The sequence below is a fragment of the Arsenophonus sp. PmNCSU2021_1 genome, assembly GCF_036919435.1.
In the GTDB taxonomy this organism is placed as follows: domain Bacteria; phylum Pseudomonadota; class Gammaproteobacteria; order Enterobacterales; family Enterobacteriaceae; genus Arsenophonus; species Arsenophonus nilaparvatae.
Window position 1 is genome coordinate 625763 of the sequence record NZ_JAZHPL010000006.1, and the last position, 14235, is coordinate 639997.

Here is a 14235-nt window from a genome sequence, read left to right on the forward strand (position 1 = left end):
TATTTTTTGACGGCCTTGGTGTAGATGTAGAGAAGTAAAATGATGGAACTTTTGATTGGTGTATTGGTTACGATTGGAATAGGTCGTTATATTATTAAAGGCTATTCGGCCACTGGTGTTTTAATGATAGGCGGAATATTGCTGCTTATTATCAGCGCAATTATGGGGAAAAATATATTACCGAATGATGTGCCAGTGACGGGTTGGAAAACCACCGATATTTTAGAATATATCAAATATCTACTGATGAACCGTGGTGGTGATTTAGGGATGATGATTATGATCTTATGTGGTTTTGCTGCTTATATGACTCATATCGGGGCTAATGATGTTGTGGTCAAAATAGCATCTAAGCCATTACAAATGATTAATTCTCCCTATGCATTAATGGTTGCAGCCTATATTGTTGCTTGCTTAATGTCACTGGCTGTGTCTTCAGCAGCGGGACTAGGGGTCTTATTGATGGCGACCCTATTTCCGATTATGGTGAATGTCGGCATTAGTCGCGGCGCCGCTGCAGCAATCTGTGCCTCACCTGCGGCAATAATTTTGGCTCCTACATCAGGTGATGTTGTGTTAGCAGCGAAAGCATCAGGCATGCCACTAATTGATTTTGCTTTTAAAACCACCTTACCGATTTCGATTATTGCTATGGCGATTAGCCACTTTTTTTGGCAGCGCTATCTCGACAGACGTGAGCAAGGTAAAAACCGAAAAGCTTGATGTTAATGAAATTAAGACCAATGCGCCTGACTATTATGCTATTTTACCTTTTACACCGATTATTGGGGTTTTAATTTTTGATGGTAAATGGGCACCTCAATTACATATTATTACAATTATTGTTGGCTGTATTATTCTAACGAGTCTGATTGAATTTGTGCGCTGTTTTAAAGTAAAAACGGTGTTTGATGGGTTAGATGTTTGTTATCGTGGTATGGCTGATGCATTTGTCTCAGTTGTCGTACTGTTGGTGGCTGCCGGGGTATTTGCGCAAGGATTAAGTACTATTGGTTTTATTTCCTCGTTGATTAATTTGTCACAATCTTTTGGTTCTGGCGCTATAATGATGATGATTGTGCTGGTGGTGATTACTATGTTGGCGGCGATGACAACCGGTTCCGGTAATGCGCCATTTTACTCTTTTGTTGAATTGATACCACGTTTAGCCAGCCAAATGGGAATTAATCCAACTTACTTGGTGATCCCTATGTTACAGGCCTCTAATCTTGGTCGAACAATGTCACCTGTATCTGGCGTGGTGGTTGCGGTGTCTGGGATGGCAAAAATTTCGCCTTTTGAGGTAGTTAAACGTACGTCTATTCCAGTTTTAGTTGGACTATTGGTTGTTATTATTGCGACTGAAATTTTAGTTCCAGTTCATCCTATATAAATTTTCCCTTTTACATCAAATCCGGAACGATGGCTGTAATCATGTTCCGGCTTTGATGAACAGGTATGTTGGCCATATTTTAACCTCATGTTTAGGGTTGATATTTATCATTAATTATCACTTTCCTGATGGCCCGTTTGATCACTAATGTAAATTCTCTCTGCAAGGTAATTAATCATGTTTTTGGTAGCAGAATTGATAGTTGGCGCAATTTTGGGGTTAATTATTAGCTTAACGGGTGTTGGTGGGGGAGTTGTTGTAACCTATTTTTTTGGTATGGATGCCTTGTCTGCTGTTGCAACCGCCAATTTTCTCTCTATGTTGATGAAAATCTCATTTTCTTATATACATTTTCGTTTAGGCAATGTTCCGATTAAAAGTGCCATGGTTGTGTTAGCTATTATGATACCTGCCACAGCATTGACAAGTTATCTGGTAAGTTATTTTAGCCAATTACAAAGTTATCAACAGCAAGTTGAGTTAGGCATTAATATAACCTGAGTTCGGGATAAGAAATAAAGAGAAAGTCTTGATATTCAAATAGTTGAATGAGCCTGTTTTGTTAAAATACTCTAACAGTCTGGTTAAAGAGTAGAGCATTGTTAAACAATTATGGAAAATCTTACTGAACTTTATTGCCTGATGGATGATTTTTGCAAAGACTTCGAGCCAAAAATGCATGAATATTTGCTGACTAACGGTACTAAGCGTCGTAGACGGTCTACTCAGCTTTCGTTGGCGGAAATGATGACACTGGTTGTGTTGTTTCATCAACTCCGATTCAGGCAATTCAAGGTATTTTATCTCTATTATGTCCGCTTATATCTCCGGAAGGAATTTCCTAACTTGCCATCCTATTCACGCTGTGTAGAGTTACTTCCGCGTAGTGCCTTAGCGTTAACGGCACTGTTTGAGTCAATTAAGGGAAAATGCACGGGGCTATCGGTTGCCGATTCTACTCCGATAGCGGTGTGTGATAACTTACGGATCCGCAGACATAAAGTCTTCAATGGGATAGCTGAACGGGGAAAAAATTCAACAGGTTGGTTCTTTGGTTTCAAGCTTCATGTAATTATCAATCATTTGGGGGAAATACTCAGTTTTCGACTCACACCAGGAAACACCGATGATCGGAAACCATTGCCTGAGCTGACAAAGGATCTTTCTGGTTGTTTGTACGCAGATAAAGGGTATTTATCGGCTTCACTGAAACAGCAACTCAAAACGATGGGAATTAGCCTTATAACGAATATCAAGAAGAAAATGAAGCCTATTAAACAGACTTGTTTCGACAAAGCCATCTTGCGTCATCGTTCTGTCATTGAAACGGTATTTGATGAGTTAAAAAATCTTTGTCAAATAGAGCATACGCGACATCGCTCTCCGGCTAACTTTGTAGTGAATTTATTAGGCGGACTGGTTGCATATTGTTTAATGCCATCTAAACCAAAGATACCTGTTGCAGGTACGTATCTTCAAGTATAATTGATAATGCTTATCCCGAACTCAGGTTAATATACTTATTGTAGTCGCTCTTATTTATTCCCTTTTTCTGTTTATTTATCGGATATTTTTTTCATTTTCAATCAACCAGTTTGAAAGAAATAATACTATTGATATCAAGTCATTATTATTGCCGGCTATCAGTGCTGGCGTAGTGCTTGGTGCTACCGGAGTAGGTGGTGGTGGTGTTGTATTACCGCTATTGCTACGCTATCTAAAATTATCTATCAAACAAGCGATTGGCACCGCGATTTTTATAACAACTATTTTGTCAGGTTCATCAGCAATTGCTTATATGCGCAATGGACATACTCACATTATTCTTGCGCTTACCCTATGCATAGGATCATTAATGACTATTCCGTTAGCCAAATATTTAATGTTGCGTTTATCTGATCGTGTTTTGCAGTATCTAACCCTGTTATTTATTTTATCTAGTGCCATTATGATGAGTATAAAGTTATGGCATTATTTTTAGCGCCCAAAAATATAAGAACCCATCGTTTGTGGAATTTCAACACTCTGAAACATAAGTAATCCGGCAATAACTAACACTATTCCACTGATTAACATTATTCCTAAACTCCAGTAAGGATTGACATTAAACCCTTGCCATTTCGAAAACCGAATAGCTAAATGGCGAGCGCTATGGACTAGTAAAGCAATTCCGCTAATAGTTATTGCAGTTCCTAAGGCCATCATTAGCGCGGCGATAATCCTCCAAGAATAAACACCGACTACATAAGAAAAAAGTAGAACAATTAATGCGCCAGAGCAGGGACGTGCTCCCATCGCGGCTATAACTGCAAGTTGGGTTCGCCAATTGCCTTGTAATTCATCATTAGACAATACGTGTTTGTGGCCACAATTGCAGTCATGAGCATGTTGATGTTGGTTAGGCGAATGGATTTTAGTAAATTGAAAGGGGGCTTGACGAGATTGTTTAAATACTTTTCTTAGTCGGGAGATTGCTTTTAGACATAGTAACAGACCAAGAAAAAAGACTAAGCCATAGCTTATTTTTTCTAACCAGAAGCGACTTAGATGTAAGTGTCGGCTAGATAGCTGGAATAAGCCAAGAACAATGGATGTTAAAACAATAGCAATAGAGCCCTGTAATAATGATGCTAATAGCGTTAGGGTAAGGCTTTTTTTTAGTCTTGAAGAGTGGGTGGCAATATAGGTGGTAATAATGATTTTGCCATGCCCTGGTCCCAAGGCATGTAATAAAACCATAAAAAAAGCTAAAGCCAACGAGTAATAATCCTGCTTCAGTTGGTGAGCTCGCCACTCGCATCAGGAGAGAAGAAAGATGTTGATTAAGTTCTCGTTGCCAAGTTACCGCTAGTTGTAAACCAAAATGCCAATATTTGAACAAATAAAATGACAATATGCCAAAAAAAGAACTAAATAATCCGATTACTAGATAGTACTTTTTATTAAGTAAATTGATTGCTGGCTTGCTGGGCATTATTGACATGTTATGTTTACCTTTTGCGCAAATTGTTGGCCGAGACTAAGGTCTTCTTGCGGTCTTTCTGCTTTATCAAGAGAGAGGGCATAATCGATTATCGATGCGCTGGGCTTAGGTGCTATAAGCTGAATTTGGCATTGGATTGAGGTATTAGTTGATGAAATTTTTGCTTTGTTGCTATAGGTCATATCAACATAATAACTTGGGTCATAAGTCATTATGGTTAATGTCTTACCAGTTAGAGTTTCTGGCTTAGCTAATTTTAGAGTAAAAGAGAGCACGGCTTGTTTCCCTTTGCGCGATAGGTGATAGTCTTTTGGGTAAAAGGAAAATTTTATTAATTTATTTTTATAATATAGGGAGGTAAAATAGCGTTGTTTAATAACATTAGCCATTACTTCAGCACTTAATTGTTTCCACACTTCATCACTTTCTTTTGCTTGTTGTGCATCATAGAGTAAATCTGCTGATGGCATGGCATCCATAACCCAAGTCATTTTCATGGCAATGAGATTACCATCTTTTATTTGTAATTCATTTTGCATATCAATAAAACTGTGGGGATGAGCAAAAACGGTTATTGAATAGCATAATGTTAACGCCATTAATAGATTTTGTAGCAAAATTTTCACTATAGCTATTGATTTGTAAGGTTGCATTTGAGTCATCAAATAGGATATTTTGATTAACCGAAAATAGCATATCTATGCTATCAATTTTCTTTGATAATTAAATGTTACTTTGCTATTTAATCGGTTAAAAGGTTTATTACTTATATTTACTCAGATTTTTTGCAATCTTGGCTCATATTTCATTGATAATAAATTTATTGTTATGTAAACCCTCCATTTTTGTTATAAATAGATTAATCAATCGCTTTATTCGATCAATTATTATCGATTGATAGTTTTTGTAAATCATAAATGTTTGTATCGATCGTTTTAAACGATTGGAAGTCATTTGAATTAATAGGTTAAAAATAAAAGAACAAGGAAGAAGCTTAACAATACATGGATGTATTTATAAAACTAAAATTAGTATCTACAAAGTGAAGTGATAGAGATATTTACCTGTTTAGGGCTATTTTTAATTCAAATTGGTGACTACCTAATTAGTCACCTTTGTATAGCTGAAGCTTATTTTGAACAAGTAGCTAATTTAAAAAATTTTTAGTTGTTTGCCGGTACTTCAGATGAATGATGAGTTGATATTTTCCATTCTTTTCCATCCCAGACGTAGGTAAATGTATAACGAGCTGAAACAGTGGATTTATCTTTAAAAGTAAAAGTACCGATATCGATTGCCTTATTACAACCAATACGAATAGTTCGACCATCAATTTTTCCTACAGGCTTTTTGGCTAAAAAGTGTTTGAAATAGTCGGTACGCTCAGCATCCGTTAAACGAACTTGACTTGATATAGTTGGAATAGTACTGCATCAGCGAGATAGTTTGCCGAAACCTTTTTCGCATCGCCACTTTTTAATGAATCATTCCAGCGCTCAAATAAACCAGCAATTTGTTGTTGATCTACCTTTACACATTTGGGAGCTGTCTCTAGAGCGAATGTATAACTAGAAAGTAAAGTTAGTGGAATAATTAAAAAACTCAGTTTTCTCATAAATGTCTCGCTATTAAGTATTATTTTTTTATGATGTTTTAGAATGATTATTATTTCATATGGAAATAATTTTTCCTATATTTAGTAACCTATTTCAGTAATAGCCAGAACCGGTAAAAAAATTAAAATTTCCACTGAAACTTTTTTCATGCTGGTGTTTAAAAATTTCATTTTATAAATCAATTTCATATAGTTAACTGGAATTGTTTTTTGCCGATGTTGATTAAGGCACAATTAAAGATTAGGTTAATCAATAGGATTAGTACAATGGTTACTTTAACTAATAGCGGTTTTTATTGTTAGTCACCCAACGTTTGGGTTATCAATCTTTATTAGTTTAAACCGGTGGAATTCGTGGTTAGTAATCCGTATCTGACAGTTAATAATATAGATGAACTGGAACGAGCGTTTGCTACGCCGTCTATCAATTAACCTAGCCAATGCTTATCACAAACAATAAAGCCAGATGGTTTGAAACTATCTGGCTTTTTTATTAGATTAACTTTTGATTAGAGTTTGATGATAGCAATAATAGCAATCACACTAATAATGGCAGCCGCACCATAAAAAATCCATTTACCGGCTGGAATCGCTATTTTTAGATCATGCATGCCATGATGAAGTCGATGCAGTCCACACCAGATAGGTAAAATGATCATTAATAGCAAAAAAATACGGCCAATAAAGCTTTGGCAAAATGTCAGAATGCGTTCATAACTTAACATTTCTGGTGCTAAACCTAGAGGAATAAAAATTGCTAGCAAAAGAATAATAACCGGAGAGATAATTGCACTCCACATACCACCAGCACCAAATAATCCCCAAAAAATAGGTTCATCAGAACGTTTAGGAGGTTGATTCATCATTGTTCTCCTTAAATTATATTAGCGCTATAGCTAAGATAATGATTGTTGCTAGAAAAGTAATACCCCAAAGTAATTTTATAATGCTTTCTTGGGCTATTTTTTTATTTTTTATCACGATATTAACAGCTTTAGGCGCCAGTTCGAACCAGGTTTTTGTATGGAATAAAGTTGCTATTAAAGTGAAAATATTAATTAATAAAACGATTGGATTATGCAGAAAGGTAACATAATTAAACCAGCTTTCAGGCCCTGCTGTTAACGAAAATAGGCCATAAAGCACGACTAAACTAAACCAAATTTGAGGGATGGCGGTTGCTTCCCGAATAACATAAAAACGATAAAATCCAATCTGTTGCCACCAATTTGATGACATTTCGCGTACATAAGGCTTACGTTTTGTCGTCATTTTTTTCTTCCTTATCTTGGTTTCAACATAGCAATAATAAAATCTTCTACGCTTGCGGCTTTTCCTTGCTGAATAGCAGCGGCAGGATCGACATGTTTAGGACATACTTCAGAGCAGTAACCGACAAATGTACAGCTCCATACACCATTATCGCTATTTAATAATGGCATGCGCTCTTTTTTGCCTTTATCGCGGCTATCAAGGTTATAACGTTCTGCCAGTGTGATTGCAGCAGGGCCAATAAATTCTGGATTAAGGCCAAATTGAGGGCAAGCTGCATAACACAGGCCACAATTAATACAGCCAGAGAATTGATGATATTTAGCCATTTGACTAGGGGTTTGTTTATTGGGACCATCACTAACTTTACGATTATTACCAATAATATAGGGTTTAATAGCTTCAAGACTCTCAATAAAATGGGTCATATCTACCACTAAATCTCTTTCGATAGGAAAATTGCCTAATGCTTCTACTTTTAAGCCATCGGTATAGTCCCGTAAAAAAGTCTTGCAGGCTAATTTAGGCATCTGGTTAACCATCATACCGCAAGAGCCACATATTGCCATACGACAAGACCAACGGTATGAGAGCTCAGGTGCTAAGTGGTTTTTAACATAACCGAGAGCATCTAGTAAATAGGTCTGTTCATCATAAGGTACTTCATAAGTAACAGAATAGGGGACATCGTCAGTTTCAGGATTATAGCGCATGATCTCCATTTTCAGTTTTTTCATCTTAGCCATTCACCTGCTCCTTCTTTGCTCGCTCTTGTGCTGTTGCTTCACCACCATAAACTCGCTTAGCTGGCGCTAATTTGGTAATTTTCACATCGCGATAAGCAATATTTGGGGCGCCTTGTGAGTTATAATAGGCAAGAGAATGTTTTAGAAACACGAGTTTCGCAATCTCCAAAAAAGAAGTATAAATTTAAAAACAAGAAAAAATCAGGGTGTTCATATTTTGTCGGGTTATCCATGTATTAAAGATATCTATAAAACATTCTTACAAGTAAGCAGTTTAAGATACTCTGGTTTAGCGTTATCAGAAGTAAGCCCATCGCCTTTATCTCATGACACTGTTAGCCGATGGCTAAAAAGTAGATGTTTTAGACCTAAAGACCTATGGCGATTAGTTGAACCTTCTATAGACAAAAAAAGCCCTTGCGTACTAATTGCCGATGATACATTGATTGCCAAAACACGTAGTAAAAAAATAGAGATGGTCCATTATCAATATTCAGGTAATGAACATGAGGTTATTGCTGGCATAGGTTTAGTTAATTTGCTTTGGCATGATCTGACGAAGGTTGAATCAATTCCTATCAATTATCGTATTTAACCTGAGTTCGGGATAAGCATTATCAATTATACTTGAAGATACGTACCTGCAACAGGTATCTTTGGTTTAGATGGCATTAAACAATATGCAACCAGTCCGCCTAATAAATTCACTACAAAGTTAGCCGGAGAGCGATGTCGCGTATGCTCTATTTGACAAAGATTTTTTAACTCATCAAATACCGTTTCAATGACAGAACGATGACGCAAGATGGCTTTGTCGAAACAAGTCTGTTTAATAGGCTTCATTTTCTTCTTGATATTCGTTATAAGGCTAATTCCCATCGTTTTGAGTTGCTGTTTCAGTGAAGCCGATAAATACCCTTTATCTGCGTACAAACAACCAGAAAGATCCTTTGTCAGCTCAGGCAATGGTTTCCGATCATCGGTGTTTCCTGGTGTGAGTCGAAAACTGAGTATTTCCCCCAAATGATTGATAATTACATGAAGCTTGAAACCAAAGAACCAACCTGTTGAATTTTTTCCCCGTTCAGCTATCCCATTGAAGACTTTATGTCTGCGGATCCGTAAGTTATCACACACCGCTATCGGAGTAGAATCGGCAACCGATAGCCCCGTGCATTTTCCCTTAATTGACTCAAACAGTGCCGTTAACGCTAAGGCACTACGCGGAAGTAACTCTACACAGCGTGAATAGGATGGCAAGTTAGGAAATTCCTTCCGGAGATATAAGCGGACATAATAGAGATAAAATACCTTGAATTGCCTGAATCGGAGTTGATGAAACAACACAACCAGTGTCATCATTTCCGCCAACGAAAGCTGAGTAGACCGTCTACGACGCTTAGTACCGTTAGTCAGCAAATATTCATGCATTTTTGGCTCGAAGTCTTTGCAAAAATCATCCATCAGGCAATAAAGTTCAGTAAGATTTTCCATAATTGTTTAACAATGCTCTACTCTTTAACCAGACTGTTAGAGTATTTTAACAAAACAGGCTCATTCAACTATTTGAATATCAAGACTTTCTCTTTATTTCTTATCCCGAACTCAGGTTATTTATAATAAAGATTCTGATGGAAAAACAAAAAACACGCACTTTTCCGAAATGCTCACTCTTGCTAAAAAAAGAGGGATCATGCCAGAAGCCGTAGTGATGGATGCTTGGTATTCTAGCCTGGATAACCTGAAATCAATTCGCTCTCATGGTTGGATCTGGGTAACCAGGCTGAGGAAAAATAGGATTGTTAACCATAACAAACAACTGAACAAGTTAGACATCTCAGAAGAAGGAACGTCAATACACTTGCGAGGATATGGTTGGGTAACCGTTTTCAAATTTACAGCCAAAAACGGCCGTATTGATTACATAGTAACAAACAAAGAGAATCCCACCCGTCAATACCTCAAATCTATCATGGATGCCCGTTGGTCTGTTGAAGTTTATCATCGAGAAGTTAAACAAAACTGTGGTATTGAACGCTGTCAGGCTCGCACGAGCCGAGCGCAAAGAAATCATATTTTTCTCGCTATTTCTGCGTGGTTTGAACAACATAAACGTCGTATATCTGAAAAAATAACCCTTTATCAACAAAATTGGGACGTAATCAAAAGTGCTATTACTGAGCAAATCCGTGTTTTATTAGCTTACCCAAATTAGTTTTGTGCGAAACTCGTGAGAAAATTAACATCATCACGGACAGTACAACCCTCATCCAGACGCTGATGAGCACCACGCGATTCTTTGCGATAGAAAGCAGAATGAGCCATACATTCCGCTACATCTAGACTAAAGCCTAATTCGATAGTGTAGAGCAGTTGAGTATTAAAGACGCTGCTATGGTCTGAATTTCAATATGTCACGAGTTTCGCACCAATAAAAAAACGCGCTATTTTTAAGTTTAATTCAGCATGATATATAAATAGACAAAACCTTATAAATTAAATACAAATTATTGTAATTTAATAAAATTTATGTGTTTTAGTAACTTGCAGATTAACCATTGCTTTTAAGCCATTTCTAGAACTTTATATGCCTGTGCGAAACTCGTGTATGTTTAAAGCGTTCTTTAAGTTGAGCTAGTTTATCCATGGTTTTTTGCATTAATTCAGGTGTACGATAGATGCCACAACCTTCCTCCATTGCTATCCCCATTTCATCACGGATGTTAGCCCAATTCTCTTTACCTTTTTGGTTGATCAGTTTGGTTAAATTGGTTTCAACTTCACGCGCTTTTAATTCAATGGCGTTATTATTGGCTGGAGAGACTTCAGTGGCATATTTAGCCGCTTCAATGCCAGCTAATCGCCCAAAAACGACTAATTCTGCTAAAGAGTTAGAACCCAGGCGGTTTGCACCATGTAAGCCAACTGACGAACATTCGCCTACAGCAAACAGACCTTTAATTGATGTTTCACATTTCTGATCCGTTTCAATTCCCCCCATTGTATAATATGCGGTTGGGCGAACAGGGATAGGATCAGTAACGGGATCGACGCCGACATAAGCTTTGGCTAATTCACAAATAAAGGGTAGGCGTTCATGTAGTTTCTCAGCGCCCAAATGGCGTAAGTCAAGATGCACGACATCACCGCGTGATGACTTTATTGTGCGACCTGCACGCCACTCATGCCAAAAAGCTTGAGAAACCTTGTCTCGAGGGCCTAATTCCATATATTTATTTTCTGGTTTACCTAGAGGGGTTTCAGGCCCTAAACCATAATCTTGTAGATAACGATAGCCATCTTTGTTGATGAGGATCCCGCCTTCACCTCTACAACCTTCAGTCATAAGTATTCCAGAACCTGGCAAGCCAGTCGGATGGTATTGGACAAATTCCATATCACGTAATGGAATGCCATGCCGTAATGCAATACCCATACCGTCACCGGTAACAATTCCGCCGTTAGTATTATAAAGGTAAACACGGCCGGCTCCACCGGTGGCCATAATAACGGCTTTTGCGTTAATTTGAATATGAGTGCCCTCCATCATATGGATAGCGACTAGGCTATGTACTCTTCCTTCATCAACCAGAATGTCTAACACAAAATGTTCATCAAATCGCTGGATTTGTGGGTATTTGAGAGAGGTTTGAAATAGAGTATGCAACATATGGAAGCCTGTTTTATCAGCAGCAAACCAAGTGCGCTCGATTTTCATTCCTCCAAAGCGACGGACATTCACTGTACCATCTTTTTTACGACTCCATGGGCATCCCCATAATTCCAGTTGTGTCATTTCGGTTGGACAATGTTTCACAAAATATTCAACCACATCTTGTTCACATAACCAATCTCTCCCTGAAACCGTATCATTAAAGTGATAATCATAGGTATCATGGGATTGAGCAATTGCAGCTGCGCCACCTGCTGCAGGGACAGTATGACTGCGCATGGGATAGACTTTTGAAACCAAAGCAATTTTTAGATTGGGATTAGCTTCAGTAGCAGCAATTGCTGCCCTCAAACCAGCTCCACCAGCGCCTATTATGACTAAATCAGCATTAAAGGTTTGTACACTATGCTTCTCCATTACTAATTGAAAATAAACTTCATGTTGTTATGGCATTGTTATTTAATTATGATTAATAACACGAGTTTCGCACCAATAAAAAAACGCTCTATTTTTAAGTTTAATTCAGCATAATATGTAAATAGATAAAACCTTATAAATTAAATATAACTTATTGTAAATTAAGTGAATTTATGCATTTCAGTAACTTGCAGATTAATCATTACTTTTAAGCCATTTCTAGAATTTTATAAGCCTGTGCGAAACTCGTGAATAATTAACAATAAATTATTATTTAGCAATTTATAACAAATTGTTACCGACAGAGATTTGATTCAGGTACAAGTTTTCTAGGATTTTGCTTATAAAAAGTGAGAGTTAATAGACTTGTTTAAAAATTAGCTATTTTTGATCATAAAATGGGTATAATTAAGTTTATATGTTATCTTATTGACTTAGTGGATTTTGGGTTGGTTTTTATTTTTATTGTATTGATAATGATTTTTAAATAAATCTCAAACAATTACCAGCAGCAAATTTTTGTTGCCAATTTAATAAATAATATGATTTTTATTTAATAAAAATAGCGTAATTATATGCTTATTTATTGATATATAACATTATTTTATTTTGGTGTTTTTTTATATCAATAAAAATATATTCATTGATAATATTTTTATGAGCAATAAGGTAATTTTAGTCATATTTATAATAATTTTATAAGAATAAAAATATTATAAATAAATGCAATTTTAATAAATAAAAATTTACATTAATCCATTAAAATGATTATTTTTATTAATTTTATAGCTGAAAATAACTTCCAAATGTTTTTAACATATTGATATTATTTGAATTTATTTTTTATGGTTTGATGATTTTGAGTTGAAATATTTTCTTTATTCAGCTAAATTGGAGATCATATAGAAAGTAGTTATATCAACTTATAACTAACGTTAATTATTTATTTCAACTAATTAATATTTTCAAGTTCTCTTACTATTTAACTAAGGGTTAGTTTATTTTTGTTAAAAAACAGAGTGATGAGATTAACGATATGAAAAATTTGTTTATTTGTTTATTTGTTTACAGGCGAGTAAACTAGCGCGCTTTATTCTTTTTTGGAGTTTTTACAATGAGTGAGATAGTGAATTGGCAACCGAGCGCGTCTATCAATAACTTACTGAAAAGAGCCAAAATTATTGCTGAAATCAGACGTTTTTTCATCGATCGAGGAGTAGTGGAAGTAGAGACGCCTATATTAAGCAAATTCACGGTAACAGATATTCATCTCTCACCGTTTGAAACCCAATTTGTTGCTCCGGTAATTGCTGACAGCACCAAATTGTATATGATAACCAGTCCTGAATATCATATGAAACGCTTGCTAGCGGCCGGCAGTGGGCCTATATATCAGATGATTAAAGCTTTTCGTAATGAAGAAGAGGGACGTTATCATAATCCAGAATTTACTATGCTTGAATGGTATCGGCCTCATTATGACATGTACCGACTTATTGATGAAGTAGATGATTTGTTGCAACAAATTTTGGACTGCCAACCCACTGAGCGGATATCATATCAACAGGCCTTTCAGCGTTATCTAAACATTGATCCATTAGCACTGGAGTCAGAAAAAAAACAATTACGTGATGCAGCAGTGAAGTTGGGTTTAAATAATGCCGAAACAGAAGAAGACAAAGATGTGTTATTACAATTTTTGTTTACTATGGGAGTTGAACCAAATTTAGGTAAAGATAAGCCTACCGTTATCTATCATTTTCCTGCTTCACAGGCAGCATTAGCTGAAATTAGTAAAGAAGACCACCGAGTTGCTGAGCGCTTTGAAGTTTATTTTAAGGGTATTGAGTTGGCCAATGGTTTTCGTGAGTTGACTGATGCACAAGAACAGCGAGAACGTTTTGAGCATGATAATCAGATGCGCGAAAAAATGGGTTTACCAGAACAGCCTATTGATGAATGTCTGCTTGCTGCGCTAGATAAAGTCATACCTGATTGTTCAGGTGTTGCTTTAGGTATTGATCGCTTAGTCATGTTGGCGCTGAATGCAGAAAAAATCAGTGATGTTATCTCTTTTTCTATAGAGCGAGCTTAATTATCAGTAAACTAATAGTAATCAGCGGTAAATTATTACCG

At 36.5% G+C, this 14235-nt stretch carries 9 protein-coding genes and 8 pseudogenes; 7 read left to right on the forward strand and 10 right to left on the reverse strand.

From position 1 onward, the window contains the following. Positions 1–39 precede the first annotated feature (39 nt). From dcuC to V3224_RS16210, 4 genes and pseudogenes are all read left to right on the forward strand, one after another. Positions 40–1393: pseudogene (gene dcuC, locus V3224_RS16195) on the forward strand (anaerobic C4-dicarboxylate transporter DcuC). Between the two features lie 177 nt (positions 1394–1570). Further along, a pseudogene (locus tag V3224_RS16200) lies at positions 1571–1885 on the forward strand (TSUP family transporter); the annotation flags it as partial. 120 nt (positions 1886–2005) lie between these two features. After that, positions 2006–2878, forward strand: coding sequence for an IS982 family transposase (locus tag V3224_RS16205; RefSeq protein ID WP_334467716.1), 873 nt, complete (start codon positions 2006–2008; stop codon positions 2876–2878). A gap of 37 nt (positions 2879–2915) precedes the next feature. Then, positions 2916–3374, forward strand: a complete 459-nt coding sequence (locus tag V3224_RS16210; protein ID WP_334472053.1) for a sulfite exporter TauE/SafE family protein — start codon at positions 2916–2918, stop codon at positions 3372–3374. On the opposite strand, the gene V3224_RS16215 is transcribed toward V3224_RS16210, so the two are convergent. The 7 genes and pseudogenes from V3224_RS16215 to V3224_RS16245 form a co-directional block, all read right to left on the reverse strand. Beyond that, positions 3371–4150 (reverse strand): nickel/cobalt transporter, encoded by a 780-nt coding sequence (locus V3224_RS16215; protein WP_334471702.1) that lies wholly within the window; start codon positions 4148–4150, stop codon positions 3371–3373. The two genes, V3224_RS16210 and V3224_RS16215, sit on opposite strands and share 4 nt — an antisense overlap. Positions 4151–4366: 216 nt before the next feature. Continuing rightward, on the reverse strand, positions 4367–5038 hold the full coding sequence (locus V3224_RS16220) for a DUF1007 family protein (RefSeq protein WP_442890546.1): 672 nt from the start codon (positions 5036–5038) through the stop codon (positions 4367–4369). A gap of 501 nt (positions 5039–5539) precedes the next feature. Further along, a pseudogene (locus tag V3224_RS16225) lies at positions 5540–5991 on the reverse strand (nuclear transport factor 2 family protein). A 509-nt stretch (positions 5992–6500) separates the two neighbouring features. Then, positions 6501–6857 carry a fumarate reductase subunit FrdD gene (gene frdD / locus V3224_RS16230; RefSeq protein WP_334471706.1) on the reverse strand — a complete coding sequence of 119 codons (357 nt, stop codon included), beginning with the start codon at positions 6855–6857 and terminating at the stop codon, positions 6501–6503. Positions 6858–6870: 13 nt separating this feature from the next. Next, the gene (frdC, locus tag V3224_RS16235; RefSeq protein ID WP_334471708.1) at positions 6871–7263 is read right to left on the reverse strand and encodes a fumarate reductase subunit FrdC; all 393 of its coding nucleotides are present in this window, start codon (positions 7261–7263) and stop codon (positions 6871–6873) included. A gap of 11 nt (positions 7264–7274) precedes the next feature. After that, a complete protein-coding gene (locus V3224_RS16240; RefSeq protein ID WP_334471711.1) occupies positions 7275–8009 on the reverse strand; it encodes a succinate dehydrogenase/fumarate reductase iron-sulfur subunit in 735 nt (244 codons plus the stop codon). After that, a pseudogene (locus V3224_RS16245) lies at positions 8002–8157 on the reverse strand (hypothetical protein); the annotation flags it as partial. The gene V3224_RS16240 and the pseudogene V3224_RS16245, both read right to left, overlap by 8 nt. Before the next feature lie 69 nt (positions 8158–8226). Here V3224_RS16245 and V3224_RS16250 point away from each other — a divergent pair. Next, positions 8227–8601 (forward strand): annotated as a pseudogene (locus V3224_RS16250) (IS701 family transposase); the annotation flags it as partial. A gap of 29 nt (positions 8602–8630) precedes the next feature. Here V3224_RS16250 and V3224_RS16255 read toward each other — a convergent pair. Continuing rightward, the gene (locus tag V3224_RS16255; protein ID WP_334467716.1) at positions 8631–9503 is read right to left on the reverse strand and encodes an IS982 family transposase; all 873 of its coding nucleotides are present in this window, start codon (positions 9501–9503) and stop codon (positions 8631–8633) included. 118 nt (positions 9504–9621) lie between these two features. Between V3224_RS16255 and V3224_RS16260 the strand changes: the two are divergent. After that, a pseudogene (locus V3224_RS16260) lies at positions 9622–10224 on the forward strand (transposase); the annotation flags it as partial. On the opposite strand, the pseudogene V3224_RS16265 reads toward V3224_RS16260, so the two are convergent. Together V3224_RS16265 and frdA are read right to left on the reverse strand one after the other, a co-directional pair. Beyond that, positions 10221–10400 (reverse strand): annotated as a pseudogene (locus tag V3224_RS16265) (hypothetical protein); the annotation flags it as partial. The pseudogenes V3224_RS16260 and V3224_RS16265 sit on opposite strands and share 4 nt — an antisense overlap. 205 nt (positions 10401–10605) lie before the next feature. Further along, positions 10606–12099, reverse strand: a pseudogene (gene frdA, locus V3224_RS16270) (fumarate reductase (quinol) flavoprotein subunit); the annotation flags it as partial. 1114 nt (positions 12100–13213) lie between these two features. On the opposite strand from frdA, the gene epmA reads away from it, so the two are divergent. Then, positions 13214–14194, forward strand: coding sequence for an elongation factor P--(R)-beta-lysine ligase (gene epmA, locus V3224_RS16275; protein ID WP_032115627.1), 981 nt, complete (start codon positions 13214–13216; stop codon positions 14192–14194). The last annotated feature ends 41 nt before the right edge of the window (positions 14195–14235 follow it).